The following is a 19,414-nucleotide window of genomic DNA, read 5'->3' on the forward strand; positions in this document are numbered from 1 at the left end:
TGCCCCGGTTGATTGTGTTGCTGAATTTCTTGGAGGAGATGCCTGATGCTCGTCGCCCCCCCGCTGCGCCGGATGATTCGACGCATGGTTCTGTCGCTGGCAACCTTTGGTTTGTTGAGTACTCTGCTGGCGGAACAACCGCCGCAAACGCCGATCGCTCAACCCAGCTTCGTTCGCGATATCGAACCGATCTTGCGGACGCAGTGCCAAGGCTGCCATCAACCGGCCAAACCGCAAGGCGATTACGAGATGACAGCTTTCGAGGCGCTGCTCGCTGGCGGCGAGTCGGGCTCCGCGGCGATCGTTCCCGGCAAATCGGACGAGAGCTATCTGATCGAACTGATCACCCCGGTCGACGGTGTCGCCGAAATGCCTCGTGGTGGCAAGCCGTTGCACGAGGTCGAGATCGAAAAGATCCGCAACTGGATCGCCGAAGGTGCGGTCAACGATTCGCCTCCCGCCACCGGCCCCATGTACTCCGCCGACAATCCCCCCGTCTACAGCAAACCGCCCGTCGTCCCATCGATCGACTTCTCTCCCGATGGCAGCCTGTTGGCGATCGCCGGGTTTCATGAAGTCTTGTTTCTGGAAACCGCTGACTTCACCCAAGTCGGCCGACTGATCGGACTCAGCGAACGGATCGAATCGGTCCGCTTCTCTCCCGACGGAACACGATTGGCTGTCGCCGCCGGCCTGCCATCGCGGTTGGGAGAGATCCAGGTTTGGGACGTCGAAAAAAGGACGCTTCTGCTGTCGCGTCCCGCCACGTTCGACACGGTCTACGGCGTCAGTTGGTCTCCCGATGGCAAGCTGATCGCGTTTGGCGGTGCCGATACGATCGTCCGCGCGATCGATGCCCAGACGGGCGAACAGCAATTGTTTCAAGGGGCGCACGACGATTGGGTCCGCGCGACAGCGTTCAGCAACGACGGCAAACATCTGGTCTCGGTCGGTCGCGACATGACCTGCAAATTGATCGAAGTCGAAACGGAGCGGTTTGTCGACAACATCACTTCGATCACGCCGGGAGCGCTCAGCGGTGGAGTCAACAGCGTGGTGATGCACCCTTCGCGCGATGAGATCTTCGTTGGCGGAGCGGATGGAATTGCCAAGGTCTACCGGATCTTCCGGCAGACCGCGCGGAAGATCGGCGATGACGCCAACCTGCTGAAAAAGTTACCCGCGATGAAAGGGCGAATCTTCAGCGTCGATATCAGTGCCGATGGAACCTTGTTAGCCGCCGCGGCGACTCTGGATGGGCACAGCGAGGTGCGGATCTTCAAGTACGTTCCCGAAGCCAAGTTCCCCGCCGACATCAAAGCGATCCAAGCCAAACGCACCACGCAACGTTCCGCGGAAGAAAAGAAGAAGCTGGAAGACTACGTTTCGTCGTCGATCGATCAAGTTGCGCAAGTCGAGATCCCGGAAACGGCAGTCTACGCGATCGACTTCTCCGCGCAGGGGCTATTGGCCGTCGCGGGAGCCGACGGACTGATCCGGTTGCTGAATCCCGAAGATGGCTCGATCGCCAAGACCTTCGCGGCGGTCCCCCTTTCCGAAGCGGCATCGCCCGCAGCGCTCGCCGCGGGCAGTCCGAAGGCTTGGGCTGAATCTCGCAGCAAAATACTGCCTGCCGGAAAGCCGGAAGCACTCCCCGCCGACGCCAAGCTAACGGGGCTGGTGGCGTCGCCTGAAAAGATCCAACTGACCGGCCCTTTCGCCTACGTGCAATTGATGGTGCAGGCCGAACTGGCCAACGGTGAACGTGTCGATGTCACGCGGATCGCCGATCTAACGTTGACCGATCCCTTGGCGACGCTTTCCCCCGGCGGCCTGCTGCGTGGAAACGCGGCGGGCGAAGCGGAGTTGATCGTGCGGTTGCAGGATCAAGAGCTGAGAATTCCGGTAACGGTTGCTGATTTGGACTCCGCCGCGCCGATCGATTTCGTTCGCGATGTCGGTCCCGTGATGTCGCGTCTCGGTTGCAATCAGGGGACCTGTCACGGAGCCCAAGATGGCAAGAACGGCTTTAAGTTGTCGCTGCGTGGTTACGATCCGCTGTTCGATATCCGTGCGTTGACCGACGACCTGGCCGCGCGGCGCGTGAACATCGCTTCGCCTGAGAGCAGTTTGATGCTGATGAAGACGCTGGGCTTGGCGCCGCACGAAGGCGGCGTTTTGGTCAACGAAGGGGAACCGTATCACGAGATCATGCGACGGTGGATCGCTGAAGGAGCGCGGTTGAATCTCGAATCGGCGCGCGTCGCGAAGATCGATATCCTGCCGCAAAACCCCGTCGTGCAACAGATCGGTTCGCGGCAACAGATTCGCGTTGTGGCGACCTACACCGACGGAGTGACTCGCGATGTCACGCAAGAAGCGTTTATCGAAAGCAGCAATACCGAAGTCGCCACGCGCGACATCACCGGGCTGATGACAGCAGTGCGACGGGGCGAAGCCGCAATCCTGGCTCGCTTCGAAGGAGCGTATGCCGCGACGACGTTGACCGTCATGGGCAACCGCGACGACTTCGTCTGGGAACAGCCCGAAACCTGGGGCCGCATCGATGAACTAGTCGCTGAAAAATGGCAGCGCATGAAAATCCAACCCTCGGGGCTCTGCAGCGATGAAGAATTTGTCCGCCGCGTTCATTTGGATCTGACTGGGTTGCCTCCAACCGCTGATCAAGTGCTGGCTTTCACCGGATCGGAGCTGCTGTCGCGGGAGAAGCGTCAACAATTGGTCGATCAATTGATCGGCAACGATGACTTTGTCGAGTATTGGTCGAACAAATGGGCCGACCTGTTGCAGGTCAATCGCAAGTTCTTGGGAGCCGAAGGGGCGAAGCTGTTCCGCGATTGGATCCAGCAGCGTGTCCGCGACAACATGCCGTACGATCAATTTGTCCGCGAGATCGTCGCTTCCAGCGGTTCCAACAAAGAGAACCCCGCGGCCTCGTATTACAAGATCCTGCGGACTCCCGAAGACACGATGGAGAACACGACGCACCTCTTCCTGGGCGTTCGATTCAACTGCAACAAGTGTCACGATCATCCGTTTGAACGCTGGACCCAGGACCAGTACTACCAGACGAGTGCCTACTTCGCACGCTTTGCGTTGAAAGCGGATCCGGCGGCGGGCAAAGCCAAAATCGGCGGCACCGCGGTCGAAGGGGCCAAGCCGTTGTACGAGGTGCTGTACGAAAAGGAAGATGGCGAGATCAAGCACGAGCGAACCGGAGCGATCGCACCGCCGGTCTTCCCGTATACGTGCGAGCATCCGATGCCCGAAACGGCGAACCGCCGCGAACAACTGGCCGCCTGGATCACCGCTCCCGACAACCAGTACTTCGCCCGCAGTTACGTCAATCGGATCTGGGGCTATCTGACCGGCGTCGGAATCATCGAACCGATCGACGACATCCGAGCTGGCAATCCGCCGACCAATCCCGAACTGCTCGACTTCTTGACCGAAGAGTTTGTCGTCAGCGGTTTTGATACTCGGCACCTGATGCGGTTGATCGCGAACAGTCGGACCTATCAATTGAGCGTGGAAACGAACAAGTGGAACGAAGACGATGCGTTGAACTACTCCCACGCAACCGCGAAGCGTTTGCCGGCGGAAGTGCTGTACGACGCGGTCCATCGCGTGACCGGCGCTGAATCGCACATCCCCGGCGTTCCCGCAGGCACCCGCGCCGCGGCGATTCCTGATTCGGGGATCAAGTTGACCGACGGCTTCCTGGCAAACTTTGGCCGTCCTTCGCGGGAGAGTTCCTGCGAGTGCGAACGCTCCAGCGACCTGCAGCTCGGACCGGTGATGGCACTGGTCAGCGGTCCGACGGTCGGCGCCGCGATCTCCGACCCTAAAAACGCGTTGGCCTCGATCGCTCAACAAAACGAAACGCCTCAAGCTTTGGTCGACGCGATCTTCCTTCGCGTTCTCAACCGACACGCTAAGCCGGGCGAAGTCGAAGCGTTTGAAACGATCTTGAGCGAGATCGGTGCCGACCACGAAGCGTTAGCCAAAACACTGGCCGAGCGCGAAGCCTGGTGGCAAGAGGAACGAGCCAAGTTGGAACAAAAGCGGATGGAGCAACTCGCTTCGGTCGAAAAGGAACGCTCCGGTCGGATCGCGGCGATGAAGGCGGAACGCGATCAATTGGAAGCGGCTCGCAACGAAAGAATCGCCGCGGCGACAGCGACACAAAAAGCTTACGCCGACAAATTAGATGATCATGCGGCCGCCTGGGCTCAGCAACATGGGGATGCCACGTCGGAATGGTTCCTGTTGGAACCCAGCGGCCTGTCGGCTTCCAACGGAGCGACTCTAGCTCGCCAAGAAGACCGCTCGATCGTCGCCAGCGGCAAAGCGGATAAAGGAAAATACGTGATCACGGTGAAGACCAAATTGCAGGGGATCACCGGATTCCGGCTCGAAGCGCTGCCGCAAGCTGGCGTCGCCGGAGGCGGACCAGGGTTGCCGGGCAATGGCAACTTTGTCGTCACCGAATTCAGCGTCCAAGCAGCTGCTGTGGATAAACCGAAAGAGCTGGCGAAGCTGAAGTTGAAGGATGCCAAAGCCGACTTCACGCAATCCGGCTTCGATCCCGCTCAAGCGATCGACGGAAACGCGGGAGATCAAAAAGGCTGGGCGATCTCGCCCGCTGGTGGCACCGTTCACTGGGCGACCTTCGCAACCGAAGCTCCCGTCGGACATCCGCAAGGAACGATCCTCACCTTCACGTTGGATCAAGTTCACAATGCGGCGGATCATCGCTTGGCAAGGTTCCGTTTGAGTGCGACGACCGATGCCGACGTGCAGCTGGGCTTGCCCGAGCCGTTGTTGGTGATCCAGTCGGTCGCGGCAGAGCAACGCTCTGACGAACAAAAGAAACGATTGCGCGACTACTTTGCCAAGATCGACGCGAAACTGGGTGAACTGAACAAGGCGATCGCGGCGGCCAAGGCTCCCGTTCCCGCCGATCCGGTCGTCGTGTCATTGGACAAGCGGATCGCTGCTTTGAAACAGCCGACGCCGGACGATCCCAAAATGCTGCAGCTGCGGCTCGATCTGCAACAGAGTCAAGAACAGTTGGCGAACGAGCGTTTGACGGCGACCGAAGATCTGACCTGGGCGCTGATCAACAGTCCGGCGTTTTTATTCAATCGGTAAGCGGCGACCGACGTTATAATGTCGGCTTTGCATCGTCACCAACGCCGTTCAACGCTCGAGGGCTTCCGGCCATGTCCCACATCTCACGTTTGCTGATCATCGCATTGTTTACTCAGGTCGCGGTTGCGACGACCTGGGGGCAAAACCAATTGATCAGTATCGAAGGGCAATTCGTCGGCGTGCGCGGACAATTGATGCAGGTCAAAGGAAGCGACGCTCAAATGTACCTGGTCCTGCTGCCGAAGGAGCCGAACAAGATCCAGTACAGCGGGACGGCGGCAGCCGGTTGGCTCCGGCCAGGCGTCTTCGTTCGATTCAGCGGGATGTTTGACGACCGAGGCGTTGGGCAGGAACCGATCTTGGAAATGGAAGCCTTCACGCCCAACCCTCGACGCCCACCGCGCCCCGATCAACTGGCCGACGTCACGCCGGGAATCTATCCCGCCGAAGCCGGTGGCGGTGGTGGTGCTGCTGCGTTGTTCGGCGGCGAAGCGAAGGTGCAACCCAAGCAGGTTGGCCCCAGCAAATATCGAATCGTCGGCCGTGTCGCGGGGCTCGGCCGAAAAGGCGAACTCGGCGTGATGACCGGTCCGCGTCAGATCGTTCAGGTGCAATTGACCGAAGAAACGCGGATCAAGCTGGAAATGGAGGGCGCTCAATTTGCGATGCCCGGCGATCGCGTCGTCGTCGAAGGCTATGCCAATCCGCCAACGCTGACCAACGTGACAGCAAACTCGGTGCAGATCGAAGCCGCGGAACTGTTGGGCCAAGTCGCAGCCAAACCGGTTCGTAAAACAGCCAAACAGCGACGCGAAGAAGCTGCCGCGAAAAAGGCCGAAGCGGAGAAGCCGGCCGCTGAAGTGGAAGCTGGCGAAAACGAAGCGGCCCCCGCGGAAGCCCCAGCCGAAGCGGACGACGCAGAATAACGGTCCCTCTTCGGTCGCGCGAGCGACTTACTGCGGCGTGGGAAACAGCTGTTTGTGCAACTGATACACTCGCCGCAACTCCGTGATCGGATCGGCGTGGTCGTCGACGCGGATGTCGCGGTAACGATCGTTCAGACCGGCGTATCCCCAACCTTCGCGAGCGATGTATAACGCCGCCGATTGCATTCCCCGCTTCTCGCCGCCAGCTGCTTGGCCGGCGGCCAGTGCGTCGATCAATCGCGTCGCCAGTTCGCCTTGCGATTGTTCAAAGCCCGCTGCGATCGCATCGACCACTTTTTCCGAGACCAAGATGTTTCCTTGGACTGCGTAGTGCCGGCCCGTTTTGCCGCCGGCCCACGCCATGCAACCTTCGCCAGTAAACGTCGCCGCGTTGCCAGCGGCATCGACGATTCCAATCTGGCGTCGCCCGCGACCTGGATCGTCGTTCGTCAAAATTCCAATCGCCTCGGCAGCCGTCTTCCCCTCGGCCAGCAGCGACAAACCATCGGGGCCGAACTGAGTGTTCGAAAACGATTGCGTCGCGATCGCGCCAACATCCGCTTTAACCCACGGCACGATCGCCCCGACCGCAGGAATTTTCGACTGCACCGCCACCCCCAACTCCTGCGTCTCTGGATCGAAGGCGACGATCGAATAAGTCGCCACCGGCGGCACGTTTTCCAACGGCGACTGCGCCTCGACGCTGTTGATTGCAGGCGAGACGAAACCTATCAGACAGCAGATAAAACGAAGGTAGGTTCTCATCGACAGACATCTCCCAAAGACCGAACTTTCAACAGCGGCTACCAAGCCGAAACCTAAGATACCATCGCGGTCCTAAGCGTTGCTGCTTTGCTCGATAGGATGTGCGGCATTTTCAACGCAGAGTCGCTGAGAACGCAGAGTTTGCTCCAAGATGAAGGCAACATCTCTGCGGTCTCGGCGCCCTCGCGTTTCTGTCGACATCTATTTGTTGGGACATGACACTTTTTTGGGGGGCTTCAGTGCTGGGGAGGCTTAGCGAACGAATGGCCGCCGAGGGAGCAAACGCAACTCGAATGTCTTTCCTCCGCATGCCCGGTCCGATGTTCTCGCGAGCGACGATCCTTTAGGCTGATTGAACATGCCTGCGTCAACACATACCTACACGCCCCGAGGAGCTATCGATGCGCCGGATGCCTTTTCACATGCGACTCATGTCGATTGCGTTGCTCGCGCTGGCGGGCTGTTCTCCTAAGAAGGTGCCAGTCGAAGAGATCTCCGGTCGCGTCGATTTAGACGATACCGCCGCCGCGCCGATCGTCGTATCGGAAGCGGATTGGAACAGCTGGCGCGGCCCCAGTGGCAATGGGATCGCCGCCGATCAAGAGGTGCCGATCCGGTGGAGCGATACCGAAAACGTGATCTGGAAGGCAAAGGTTCCAGGCCGCGGCCATGCCTCTCCCACGGTCGTTGGCGACCAGGTCTTCTTGGCTTCCGCCGACGAACGGGCGGAGACTCAGTTTGTTGTCGCATTGGATCGATCCAACGGCCAGCAACGCTGGCAGACGCAAGTCAATCAAGGTGGTTTCGCACGCGAGGTCCATGCCAAGGGGACTCAAGCCAACAGCACGCTGGCGTGTGATGGAGAACATGTATTTGCAGCGTTCTTGCACCACGATGCGATCCACGTGACCGCGATTTCGATCGACGGCGAGATCGCGTGGCAAACGACGGTTGGCGCCTTCAACTCAAAATTCGGATACGCACCGTCGCCATTGATCTACAAGACCTCGGTGATCATCGCCGCCGATAACCGCGGCGGAGGCTACATCGCGGCGCTGGATCGATCGACGGGCGAACCGATCTGGCGGAAACGCCGCGGCGCCGTCTCGACCTACTCTTCGCCGATCGTTGGGCATGTCGATGGCAAGGATCAATTGCTGATCACCGGCGGCGATGCCGTGACCAGCTACGATCCGGCCACCGGCGAAGAAAACTGGTCGGTCCCCGGAACCAGCGAAGCAACCTGCGGCACGGTCGTCTGGGACGCAAATCATGTCTACGCCAGCGGCGGCTATCCCGATTCGCACACGCTGTGCATCCGCGTCGATGGGGATGCGACCGAAGTCTGGAGCAACCGAACCAAGCTTTACGAACCTTCGATGCTGGTCAGCGATGGCTTCTTGTATGCCGTCAACGATCAAGGGATCGGGGTTTGCTGGGACGCTGAAACGGGAGATCAGATGTGGAAGAAGCGACTGGGAGGCAATTTCAGCAGCGCCCTTGTGCTCGCTGGTGACAAATTATTTGCCACCGCCGACGACGGAACGTGCACCGTTTTTGCAGCCGACAGTTCGGACTATATCGAACTCGCCAAGAATCCACTGGGCACCGACGCCTACGCAACACCCACGATCTGCGGCGGTCGGATCTACTTCCGCGTCGGCCAAGGCGACGGTCCCCAGCGACAAGAAATGCTCTACTGCATCGGCGAGCCCCACGAAAATTGAACGCGTCCGCCGCGCTGGAGTCGAGGCTTCAGCCGAAACGGACAGGGACTCACACGGTTTCGGCTGAAGCCTCGACTCCAGCCGGTGTTGAATGGGAGGCAGTTTAAAAAATCCGGCCTTTCTCCTTTCGGAGCCCGTCTGATGAAGTTCACCTCGTTTTGGAATCTTGCCGCCAGCAGCGTCTTGCTCTCGTTCCCTTGCCACTGGGCTGCTGAACAACAATCAAACACGGACACTCCGAAGTCGGGCGCATCAAAGGTGTCGGGACGGAATGACACCTTTTTACGCGTCAACCGCTTCCGTCCAAGCCGATGCTACGGAAGTTCGTCAAACGTGTAGAACTTTAGTCCCAGTTCATTGGCTTTGCGGAAGATGCGGGTTAGTGCTTCGGGAGTTACAAAATGGCCTCTGCCCGATTCGCTGATCCGGTGTGCGTATAACACGATGATTTCTCGGTTCTCCGCCGCCCGCTGAAGAGCTCCGTCAAGCTGTTCGTACGTGCGGTCGGGACGCAATGGAGCATAGTCGATTCCCTGGCCGTACAGGCAACCGTGTTCAGCGATCTTCGCCGCCGGAACAAAAAAGGCGTCGTCTTCACGGAGTGCTGTACCAGCCGCAATGCGCTACTTGCTTTAGTCGCATCGCGCGATGGGCTATGATTGAGCGCATCTCCGAAAGCCTTTGGAAAAAACGCGGCCAGTGCTGCTGGCTCACGGTTTTCAGTTTACATCTCAAGAGTCCCCCGGACGCCCTCTCGTTTTCGTGCAAGGTCCGTTATGCGAATAAACATTGTGTCGATCCTCGCTGTGTTGATGTCTGCTTGGGTTGCCCAAGCTGATCCCGGTCCAGCCGAACAGTCCGGTTCGGCCGAACAATCGATTTCCGAAACCTGGACGCCCGTTTCCCCACGCGCCGAGATCCGGCCGTTGTTTGCTTCCACCGACGATGGTGGGCGGAGCGGAAAGGGTGAGTTGACGATTACCGCGGATGATCGTCGCGGTTTGGTGGGGCACTGGGAAACGAAAATCAAAATCCAAGGTGGCCAGCACTACCAATTCTCGGTATGGCGGCAAACACAGGGAATCGACGTGGTTCGGCGCAGTGGAGTCGCCAGTGTGACGTGGTTGGACAAAGACGGTCGCCGCGCGATGCGAGACCGCGTTAGCATGGTTTCCTACCAACCTGGTTTGAAGCCGCGATCGGAACCTGAATATCCCGCCGAGGGCGAAACCGTTGACGACTGGACTCAGCTTGCGGGTACCTATCGAGCTCCTTCCTCCGCTACCGAGGCGGTCATTGGACTTCATTTTCGCTGGGGGCCAGCGCACTCACGTATCGCTTGGAGCGACGTTCGTTTCGAACCAACCGCCGCAGCGGAGCCGAGGGTCGTTCGCTTGGCGACCATTCACTACCGTCCCGCCGCAGGGAAGACTGCAAAAGAAAAACGAGAGCAATTCGAACCGCTGATTGCCGAAGCGGCCAAGCAGCGTGCGGATCTGGTGGTCTTGCCCGAAACATTAACGGGATATCACTCCGGTTCAAGCTCTGCGGAGGTCGCCGAATCGATGCCGGGGCCGACTTCGAACTACTTTGCTGAACTGGCAAAAAAGTATGACCTGTACATCGCTGCGGGACTACACGAGCGAGAGGGGCATTTGGTTTACAACGTCGCAGTGCTGCTTGGGCCCGAAGGCGAGATGGTGGGAAAATACCGCAAAGTTTCTTTGACGCGAAATGAAATTGCATCCGGAGTTATGCCCGGAGACGAGTACCCCGTTTTTGAAACCCGATTTGGCAAAGTCGGCATGATGGTTTGTTACGACGGATTCTTTCCCGAAGTGGCTCGCGAATTGAGCAACCGAGGGGCGGAGGTGATCGCGTGGCCGGTGTGGGGATGCAATCCGTTGCTGGGTGCCGCCCGCGCCTGTGAAAACCATACCTATGTAATCAGCAGCACGTACACAGACGTAACGTCAAATTGGATGATCTCAGCCATCTACGATCGCGATGGGCAACCGCTTGCTCAAGCGTCCCAGTGGGGCAGCGTCGCGGTAGCCGAGGTCGATTTGAACCAACCGCTGTATTGGTCCAGCCTAGGGGACTTCAAGGCCGAGATTGCTCGACATCGCCCCTGGTTGCCCCACGAGCGAGAGCAAGGAAAGCGAGCGGAGGTAGCGGCCTCCCCAACCGAGACGGAATGAAGTCGGGCTCCACATTCTCAACGCGACGCGCTCGCGCCCTCACTCGAAAGAGGCGTCCAATACGTCACATTAGCTGGCGTCCGTAAGGCATTCAGAGCCTCTGCCAAGGCTGGCGAATGAAGTCCTGTGATCGATGCTGCGATTGCATCGCTGACCGCAACGTCGGTCACGGCAATCCGTGCGACCGCCTTCGAGGGCAAGAGGTCGCCTGACGCAAAGTACCGGTGGTATCGCTTCCGCTCAACCACCAGCGAATTGCTGCCACGCCCATGGCGTGGGAATGACGGCCCCTCGTTACATCGCACCGCTGTGCATCGTGGATGCCAAGCTGCATGGGGTGCGGTCGATAGCGAAGCCGGTCTGCAACGGAACGTCGTCTTGGTCGATGACGAGGTCGGCCAGTTCGGTGCGCCGCGGCTGTTCGAACCATTGGACAGCCGGGGGCATCTTGAACCAAAACGACGGGAAGCGCCGCAGCGGTGGTGTTGAGCGCGGGCGGTTGGCACGAGGAAGGGGACGCGTTTTGTCGGCTGAAGTTTTGACTCCGGCGGGCGTGTACAATGAGGGGCACTTCAAAACTTCCCGCCTCTCTCCTTTCGGAGCCCACCTGATGAATGCCTCTCGACTTTTCATGCGCCTGGCCGGCTGCGCTTTGCTCTCGCTCCCTTGTCACTGGACCGCAGCTCAAGCCCAGTCCGGATCGGCAGCTCGATCCCCAGCGACCGCGACGGCTCAAACGCCGGCAGCCGCAACCCCGCCTGCGACGGAAGCGCCGACTCGCTTGCCACAGACCGAGATCTTGGCCTACCGCGCGGCCGATGGAGCGATTCAAACCGCTCAGTCGCCTGCCGATTGGGAAGCTCGCCGACGCGAGGTGCTTGCCGGGATGGAAGCGATCATGGGGGCGATGCCAGGCGAAGAGAAGCGGGTGCCGTTGGACGTCCGCATCGATTCGGAAGAGGATTGCGGTAGCTATGTCCGCCGCTTGATCACGTATCAATCCGAACCGGGCAGCCGCGTTCCGGCTTACCTTTCGATCCCCAAGGCGCTGCTGGCCGACAACGCCAAGCCAGCCGCCGCGGTTCTCTGTTTGCATCCGACCGACAATTCGGTTGGCCACAAAGTTGTGGTGGGCCTGGGTGGCAAAGCGAATCGTCAATACGCCGCCGAATTGGCCGAGCGCGGCTTCGTCACGTTGGCTCCCAGTTATCCGTTGCTGGCCAATTATCAACCCGATCTCGAAGCGTTGGGTTGGACCAGTGGGACGCTGAAGGCGATTTGGGACAACATGCGTGGGATCGATCTGCTGCAGTCGTTGCCCTATGTTCGCAAGGAATCGATCGGTGCGATCGGCCACTCGCTGGGAGGCCACAACGCGGTCTATACCGCTGTTTTTGATCCTCGCATCGGGGCGATCGTCTCCAGCTGTGGACTCGATTCATTTCTCGACTACTACGGCAGCGTGCCGTCCGTCTGGCAGTTGGGAAGCGGCTGGACTTCGACGCGTTACATGCCGCGGCTGGCCGAATACCGTGGCCGACTGGAAGAGATCCCGTTCGATTTTCATGAGCTGATCGCCGCCTTGGCTCCACGCCCGATGCTGATCGTCGCTCCGCTGCACGACAGTAATTTCCAGCACGACAGCGTCGACCGAGTCGCTGCCACGGCAAAGAAGGTTTATCAACTGCACAACGCCGCGGATCGCTTGCAGGTCGAACATCCCGATTGCGACCACGACTTCCCCGAAGCGATGCGATTGAAAGCGTACAAGTTGTTCACCGATACGCTTTGAGCATCGCCGATGTTACATCGGGACGATCGAACGCCCCGAATGTTTTCCAGCTAGCATGCTGTCGACAGCGGCTGGCAGGTCGTCGAGCGAGATCTCGTTGGCCAGATCTTCCAGTCCGGCCGGCTTCCAATCGCTGGCCAACCGGTTCCAGATTTCCAATCGCTGAGGCATCGGACACATCGCCGAATCGATTCCCGCCAGCGTGATCCCTCGCAACAGGAAGGGATAGACCGTGGTCTGAAGTTCGTGTCCGCCAGCCAATCCGCAGGCGGCGATGCAGCCGCGGTAGGCGGTTGTTCGCAACAGCGTTTCGAGGGTCGTTCCACCGACGGTATCGACGCCGCCGGCATAGCGAGCACTCAACAGCGGACGTTTCGATTCGTCGATGAAGTCGTTGCGATCGATCACTTCCGCTGCGCCCCATCGTTTCAGTCGAGAGTGCTGATCGGGTTTCCCGGAGACCGCGGCGACGTCGTAGCCCAACCGCGACAAGATCTGGATCGCGATACTGGCAACGCCTCCGCTGGCTCCGGTCACGACAACCTGCCCCGAACCGGATTCCACGCCGTGATGCTGCAGGGCTTGCACGCACTGGGCCGCTGTAAAACCGGCGGTTCCCAAGATGATCGCTTCGCGCGGCGCGAGCCCTTGCGGCAGTGGGACTACCCATGACGCAGGCACTTGAATCTGTTGTGACCAGCCGCCGTGATGACTTGTCCCCAATTCATGGCCTGTGACGATCACGGTTTGCCCGGTGGCAAACTGCGGGTCGTCGCTGTCGATCACTTCGCCAATGACATCGATCCCGGGAACGTGCGGGAAATGGCGGACGATGCCAGGATGGCCGGTCGCCGCCAACGCGTCTTTGTAGTTGAGCGCTGTCCAGCGGACGGCGACGCGAACACGCGGCGATTCAACGGTTGGCAAATCGGCGACCGAGCGGTCGATGATCGATTGCTGGACATCTCCCGCAGCGTCTTTTTCAACCCAGAAGCATCGGTAGGTGTCGGCCATGGGAAGATCCTCCGAGAGTCGCGACGGTTTGAGAGGTGGTACCAAAATAAAAGGCGAGCCAGCAGAGTGGCTCGCCTAGTTGGATTTTAACATTTGAGTTGAGCCAGCGGAGTGGCTCAACCACTGCCAAGCTAGCTCAAGTATTCTTGTTTCTTGATGATGCCTGGCAATGGGATGGGGTAGCGGCCATCGTCGCCAGCTTGCAATGGCGCCGGCGAATCGAGCGTTAGCTTGTCGATGCCGGGGGCGAATTCATGCTTGTTCGACATCATCTGGTCGAGCGTGATCTCTTGACCGGTGTGCGCGGCCATACGTCCCATCGAAGTCACAATGCTCGCCATCGCACCACGATCGACTTCGTTGTATTCGCGGTCTTCGCGAATCGCCGCGATCAGATCGTCCCATTCCAATTGATAAGGATTCGGTTCGGGCTGACCAAATTCCCAAGCCAAGTTCGCTTTGTCGGCGACCTGGCCGCGATAGATCCGCGACTTCGCTGGCGTGTGCGATGCTGTCGAGATCACCGCCATGCCTTTCGAACCATGGGCGTAGCTGGCGAATTCGCTGCGGCAGCCGGGCATCGTCCGTCCACCGATATACATCTTCGTTCCGTCGGCGAAGGTGTATTCCATCGCATAGCTGTCGAAGTTCTGATCGACATCGTCGCCGCGATAGTGGCGGCCGCCCGAAGCGTGAACCTTGACGGGCCAATCGTTCTTCATCCAACAGGTTTCATCGATGTTGTGGATCAGGAAATCGCTGACCGCACCGCCGGAGAGCCACAGGAAGCCGTGGAAGTTGGCGATCTGATACATCAGTTCGCTGGTCCCCTCGGGCTTCGGTCCACACGCGGCGGTCCCCGTTGGTCCCGCCATGCGGTACGCCCGCAACATGTTGATCTCGCCGATCTCGCCACCCTGAATCCGTTCGAACAGTTCTTGCCGCGCCTTGCAGTGACGGCACATCAATCCGACGGCGACCTTCAGATTCTTTTCCTTCGCTTTCTTGTTCAGCTCCATGATCCGCACCGTCGTCGGGCCATCGACGGTGACCGGTTTTTCCATGAAGACGTTCAGCCCCTTTTCGATGGCATAGCTGAAGTGAACCCAGCGGAATGCTGGCGGCGTTGCCAGGATCACGACGTCGCCCGGACGCAGCACATCCATCGCCTTTTTGTAAGCATCGAAGTCGACGAACTGCCGCTCTTCGGGCACGTCGACTTTGCCTTCTTGATCCTTAAACGCGTTGGAGATGTTCTTCTGGCTGCGTTCCAGATTCTTGGGGAAGACATCGGCCATCGCCACCAATTTGATCGGCCCGTTGTCGACCGACAACGCGTTAACGGCAGCTCCCGTGCCCCGGCCGCCACAACCTACGAGGGCCACCTGAATCGTGTTGTCTTCAGCCGCGTGGACCTGCGGCGCCGCGGTGGCTGCGAAGGTGGCCGCTGCAGCAACAGTTCCCGTCGCTTTGATGAAATCGCGGCGGGTATCTTGGCTCTCGGGCGTCTTGGACTGGTTCGACATCGTGGGACTCATTTAGGGTTGGGGGTGAGAGACCGGGAATGAAAACGGTTATTCGCCTTCGGGGGGATCAAGCTGTTCGGGTTGTGTGTTCTCCCAAAACTCGGCTCGCTCCTTTTCGGAGGGGACGGTCAAAGGGCGAACGATGCGGAAGCCGACGCTCAACGCATCGGTATGATACCAAATACTTTGGGGCAATTGGGGATCCTGCTCCTTCCACTCCTCGCTACTGGCGATTCGAGCCCCGCTGCGCAGAAGTTCGGGATCGTTGTCCCAGCCGCCGCCACGGACGACGCGGGGGAACAAAACCTTGGGAATCGCCAGCGGATTAAGCTTGGCGGATGTCTTGAAAAAGTCGGGCAGGTACTGATCCAAGACCCACTCCGAGACATTGCCGTGCATGTCGTAGAGCCCCCACGGATTCGGCTTCTTCTGGCCCACCGGTTCGTATTGGTCGTTGGTGTTTTCGCCATACCAAGCGTAGTCGTCGAGCATTTCTGGGTCGTCGCCAAACGAGTAGGCGGTGTTGGTTCCCGCGCGGCAAGCGTATTCCCATTCCGCTTCGGTCGGCAAACGGTAATAGCGTCCGGTCTTTGCCGACAGCCATTGGCAATAGGTCCGCGCTGCGTGCTGTGTCATGCAGATCGCCGGATGGCGACCGCTGCCCATACCAAAGGTCATGTCGGTGTAGGGTTCGGTCGGACGCGTGAAGCCGTCGACGACCGCGTCGCGCGGCGTTTCCTTCGACTTCAAAAGGCGGCGACGGATCGTATCGAGTTCGTCGCCCCAGATCTCGTACTGCTCCCACGTGATCTCATACTTGCCCATCCAAAAGGGAGAGACTTCGACTTGATGCAAAGGACCTTCCGAGTCATCGCGGCCCTGTTCGGTGTCGGGAGTTCCCATCGTGAACACACCGCCAGGAATCGGCAGCATTTCGATCGTCGCATCGGTGTGTTCGATCACCTCTTCGTACGGCTTCATCTCCGCCGCCGAATTCGCTTGGCTTTCGGGAAGGTCTAGCGGAGGAACTGGATCGGCAGCGGTGGCTCCTGCAGCGAGGAACGAACAGCAGATCAAAGAACCGAGAAGGCGTTGCATTTTCATAACAGGATGGAGTACGGGAAGGGGAGATTGAGTTTGTCGCGGTGGGTCGCCTTTCGCTCCGCGAAAGTGCGTCTGTTGTGCGCACTTTCGCGGAGCGAAAGGCGACCATCAGACAGGAGCGAATGGTTTGTTAAGCCAACGCTTTGCGAACGGCAGCTTTCATCTTGCGGAGACCGGTCGTGGCGACTTCCGACGCGGGTTGTTTCCAGTAGTCGCGGTTGAACAGCTCCAGCGAGAAATAGCCTCGGAAGCCGTTGCGATGCAGCAGCGAGATGATTTCGTCCAACGGAGCAATCCCGTCGCCGGGATAGACGCGGTCGGCATCGCCGATCGTTTCCCAAGGTGGATTGGCCGGGTAGTCGTTCATGTGGAACGCGGGCATCCGCGAGGCTTCGATCATCGCCAGGCCAGCGAAGTCGGAGCCTCCTTTATAGATGTGGTAGACGTCGGGCAGAACGCACGCGTCGGGATGGCCGGCTTCGGTCGCGACGTAGGCAAGTTCACCCAAGCGGCTTAGCGTTTTGGAGAAGCCCCACAATTCCAACTCGGGCGTCACGCCCACTTCCGCACCAACGTTCAACAAGTCGGCGTACCGCTTGGCAATCACAGGCAGCGCCGGACCGGCCTCTTTGGTTGCACCAACCGGCGGTGCGGCGATCCGTTTCCCGCCGATCGACTTCAGCAGTTCCATATCGGACCGTGCTTGTTCCAATCCCTTTCGGCGTTGGTCGTCGTCGTCGACGATCCACTGAGCAAAACCGATCGCACTTTCGACAGTGATCCCGGAGTCTTCGATTCGCTTCCGCAGATCGGGCAGACTGCCGCCAGCTTCTTTGTAGGCAACCAGATCGCGAACCCAAGGTTCGATCGCGTCGTAACCGCTCGATGCCGCCAGGTCGACTTGTTCGGTGATCGTCAGTTCTTGGCCGCGAACGGTGCTGGTGTTCAAGCAGAACCGGATCCCGCCAAATTCATCCGATGCCGCGGTGTCGGCGGCTTTGGCGGGAGCTGTTGGCAGGCCCGAACCAACCAACGTGGTAGCGGCCGCAATCGAGAGAATGCTGCGGCGATTCATGGAAGCGTCTGTCATCTAGAAGGCTCGAGTCTCGGGAGGTGGAGAGGCGGGATCATCGGAGCTTCGATTATAAACCGGTACCCCGCAATGTGCTTCGCTGTTGCACAATTTTCCCGAAACCTAGCCCAGCTGGCGGATCGCGGACCATTGCCGCAACAACGGATCCGCAGGCCGATTCGCCGCGACGGAGCCGATTTGCCTACTTCGCCTCGACAGCCGCGTGCTGCTGGATGAACGCGACGACCTGATCGACCGCGGGGTGCGGGAAGTGGTGACCGCTGGATTTTTCGGTTCCCATCGGGACCGAGATGACTTCCATATCGTGGCCCACCGCTCGCAGACGTTCACGCAAAAGATAGGTGTTCTCCTTGGGCGGAACGACGCGATCGTTCTCCGAGACGATGTGTAGCAGTGGGATTTTGGCGGCGGCAATTTTTTCCGCGTGATCGATCGGATTGCCTTTGAATGCGGCAGCCTGTTTCTCGTCGAATCCATATTGTGCTAGGCAGCTCTGCCACGTCGCTGCCGAACCGACGCCCTCCCCCATCCCGCCGGGCCAGCTTTTGAAATCGCAAACCGGCGTGTCGCAGTAGATACAAGCGACGTGATCGAGATTGACGACGGCCCAGTTGTAGGCGAACAGCCCGCCGCGGCTGACCGCTTCGAGAGCCACCCGCTTTGCCAAGCCGCGCTTCTCGGTCATTTGACGATAGAACTGATTTCCAATCTCGATCGCCTTGGGGCTGCCAAACATTCCCGCCACGTCGACGTAGCCGATGTGGAATCCGTTGGCCACCAATTGGATGTCGGCTTCAGCGTGGTAGCCGGGGAACCGCGCCCGCCAAACCCAAGGGTTGCCCGGGGCAGCCTGCTTGGGAACGACGACATAAGCATTGCGCTCGGCGACTTGGAAATGGAGTTGGTCGTATCCATTCCACTGCGTCTTGCGTTCCGCAGGTGCAGCGGTCGTCGACTGAGCGAATCCGGCAGGCGCGGCAAGAATCGCTAGCGAAAAGAAAGCAACCGCAGCGGCAAGAGATGTTCGATTCATGGTGTTGTTCATTATGTGGGGTGAGCTGGAGAGGGATCAGTCGATCACGCGACGCATCAGGCCTTGGTAAGCGTCGATTCGACGATCGCGCAGGAAGGGCCAATGCGTGCGGACCACATCGATCATATTCAAATCACAGTCGGCCGTGATAATTTCTGGTTCTTCGTGGCTCCCTTGCGTGATGACTTTGCCATTGGGATTGGCGATGAACGAACCGCCCCAGAACTGCAGGCGACCTTCGACGCCGACGCGGTTGGGAGCTCCCAACCACAAACCGTTGGCGATCGCATGGGATCGCATCATCGTTTGCCACGATTCGTATTGCGTCGTGCCGTACTCTTCTTTTTCCTCATCGATCCATCCGATCGCGGTCGGGTAAAGCAGGATCTCCGCACCGGCAAGAGCCATCAACCGCGCGGCCTCGGGGAACCATTGATCCCAACAAACGGCGACGCCCAGCTTCGCAAAGCGGGTTTCGATGACCTTGAATCCCAAATCGCCCGGTGTGAAATAAAACTTCTCGTAATACAAAGGATCGTCGGGGATGTGCATCTTGCGATAGACGCCCGCCGTCGAACCGTCGGCATCGAGGACGACAGCGGTGTTGTGATAGACGCCGGCGGTTCGTTTTTCGAACAACGAGACGACGATCACCACGCGCAGTTCGGCGGCCAACTGGCTCATCCGCTCGGTCGTCGGCCCTGGGATCGTTTCCGCCCAATCGAACTGGCAATGGTCTTCGGTTTGGCAGGGGTAGGGGCCGTTAAACAGTTCCTGCAAGCAAATCACTTGTCCACCGTCAGCCGCGGCTTGGCGGATCTGCGAGACGGCCCGCTCGACGTTCTCGGCTTTGGAGTCGGTGCAGGACATTTGCACCAACGACAGCTTCACTACTGAATTTGCCACGTATATTTCCTTTTCAAATCCCGCAGCGAACGCGCTGGGTTTCACTAGAACTTCACAGAACACAGGCCGAATCCTCGGACTGTGAATTCTACAATCATTTAGTCTGATGGCTACGCTCGGCATGCCGATATCGGAGGCGTGACTTGCCGCGT

The 19,414-nt window shown here is 59.2% G+C and carries 14 protein-coding genes; 5 read left to right on the forward strand and 9 right to left on the reverse strand.

From position 1 onward, the window contains the following. The first annotated feature begins 45 nt into the window (after nucleotides 1-45). The gene (locus tag EC9_RS22725) at nucleotides 46-5,175 is read left to right on the forward strand and encodes a DUF1549 domain-containing protein (protein WP_218934363.1); all 5,130 of its coding nucleotides are present in this window, start codon (nucleotides 46-48) and stop codon (nucleotides 5,173-5,175) included. 71 nt (nucleotides 5,176-5,246) lie between these two features. Continuing rightward, nucleotides 5,247-6,101, forward strand: a complete 855-nt coding sequence (locus EC9_RS22730) for a hypothetical protein (protein WP_145348342.1) — start codon at nucleotides 5,247-5,249, stop codon at nucleotides 6,099-6,101. 27 nt (nucleotides 6,102-6,128) lie between these two features. Here the strand turns inward: EC9_RS22730 and EC9_RS22735 are convergent, their stop codons facing one another. Beyond that, entirely contained in the window at nucleotides 6,129-6,866 is a 738-nt protein-coding gene (locus EC9_RS22735) for a DUF1028 domain-containing protein (RefSeq protein ID WP_145348343.1), read from the reverse strand. Between the two features lie 401 nt (nucleotides 6,867-7,267). On the opposite strand from EC9_RS22735, the gene EC9_RS22740 reads away from it, so the two are divergent. After that, nucleotides 7,268-8,593 (forward strand): PQQ-binding-like beta-propeller repeat protein, encoded by a 1,326-nt coding sequence (locus EC9_RS22740; protein ID WP_145348344.1) that lies wholly within the window; start codon nucleotides 7,268-7,270, stop codon nucleotides 8,591-8,593. 314 nt (nucleotides 8,594-8,907) lie between these two features. Here EC9_RS22740 and EC9_RS27200 read toward each other — a convergent pair whose 3' ends face one another. Then, complete coding sequence (locus tag EC9_RS27200) at nucleotides 8,908-9,036, reverse strand: hypothetical protein (protein ID WP_261342904.1); 129 nt, start codon at nucleotides 9,034-9,036, stop codon at nucleotides 8,908-8,910. Nucleotides 9,037-9,369: 333 nt separating this feature from the next. On the opposite strand from EC9_RS27200, the gene EC9_RS22750 reads away from it, so the two are divergent. After that, the gene (locus EC9_RS22750) at nucleotides 9,370-10,794 is read left to right on the forward strand and encodes a carbon-nitrogen hydrolase family protein (protein ID WP_218934364.1); all 1,425 of its coding nucleotides are present in this window, start codon (nucleotides 9,370-9,372) and stop codon (nucleotides 10,792-10,794) included. A gap of 294 nt (nucleotides 10,795-11,088) precedes the next feature. On the opposite strand, the gene EC9_RS26725 is transcribed toward EC9_RS22750, so the two are convergent. After that, complete coding sequence (locus EC9_RS26725) at nucleotides 11,089-11,241, reverse strand: hypothetical protein (RefSeq protein ID WP_218934365.1); 153 nt, start codon at nucleotides 11,239-11,241, stop codon at nucleotides 11,089-11,091. A gap of 163 nt (nucleotides 11,242-11,404) precedes the next feature. Between EC9_RS26725 and EC9_RS22755 the strand changes: the two genes are divergently transcribed. After that, nucleotides 11,405-12,586 carry an alpha/beta hydrolase family protein gene (locus EC9_RS22755; protein WP_246105832.1) on the forward strand — a complete coding sequence of 394 codons (1,182 nt, stop codon included), beginning with the start codon at nucleotides 11,405-11,407 and terminating at the stop codon, nucleotides 12,584-12,586. 12 nt (nucleotides 12,587-12,598) lie between these two features. On the opposite strand, the gene EC9_RS22760 is transcribed toward EC9_RS22755, so the two are convergent. The 6 genes from EC9_RS22760 to EC9_RS22785 all read right to left on the reverse strand — a co-directional run bounded on the left by EC9_RS22760 (nucleotide 12,599) and on the right by EC9_RS22785 (nucleotide 19,262). Beyond that, entirely contained in the window at nucleotides 12,599-13,600 is a 1,002-nt protein-coding gene (locus tag EC9_RS22760; protein ID WP_145348345.1) for a YhdH/YhfP family quinone oxidoreductase, read from the reverse strand. Nucleotides 13,601-13,731: 131 nt separating this feature from the next. Next, on the reverse strand, nucleotides 13,732-15,126 hold the full coding sequence (locus tag EC9_RS22765) for a Gfo/Idh/MocA family protein (protein ID WP_145348346.1): 1,395 nt from the start codon (nucleotides 15,124-15,126) through the stop codon (nucleotides 13,732-13,734). 48 nt (nucleotides 15,127-15,174) lie between these two features. Continuing rightward, a complete protein-coding gene (locus tag EC9_RS22770) occupies nucleotides 15,175-16,230 on the reverse strand; it encodes a formylglycine-generating enzyme family protein (RefSeq protein WP_145348347.1) in 1,056 nt (351 codons plus the stop codon). Between the two features lie 130 nt (nucleotides 16,231-16,360). After that, nucleotides 16,361-17,320, reverse strand: a complete 960-nt coding sequence (locus EC9_RS22775; RefSeq protein WP_145348348.1) for a sugar phosphate isomerase/epimerase family protein — start codon at nucleotides 17,318-17,320, stop codon at nucleotides 16,361-16,363. 184 nt (nucleotides 17,321-17,504) lie between these two features. Further along, nucleotides 17,505-18,356: an alpha/beta hydrolase family protein gene (locus EC9_RS22780; RefSeq protein ID WP_145348349.1), complete on the reverse strand. Its 852-nt coding sequence runs from the start codon at nucleotides 18,354-18,356 to the stop codon at nucleotides 17,505-17,507. A gap of 36 nt (nucleotides 18,357-18,392) precedes the next feature. Beyond that, nucleotides 18,393-19,262, reverse strand: coding sequence for a carbon-nitrogen hydrolase (locus tag EC9_RS22785; RefSeq protein WP_246105833.1), 870 nt, complete (start codon nucleotides 19,260-19,262; stop codon nucleotides 18,393-18,395). Nucleotides 19,263-19,414: the final 152 nt, after the last annotated feature.

The organism is Rosistilla ulvae (assembly GCF_007741475.1).
Classification (GTDB): Bacteria; Planctomycetota; Planctomycetia; order Pirellulales; family Pirellulaceae; genus Rosistilla; species Rosistilla ulvae.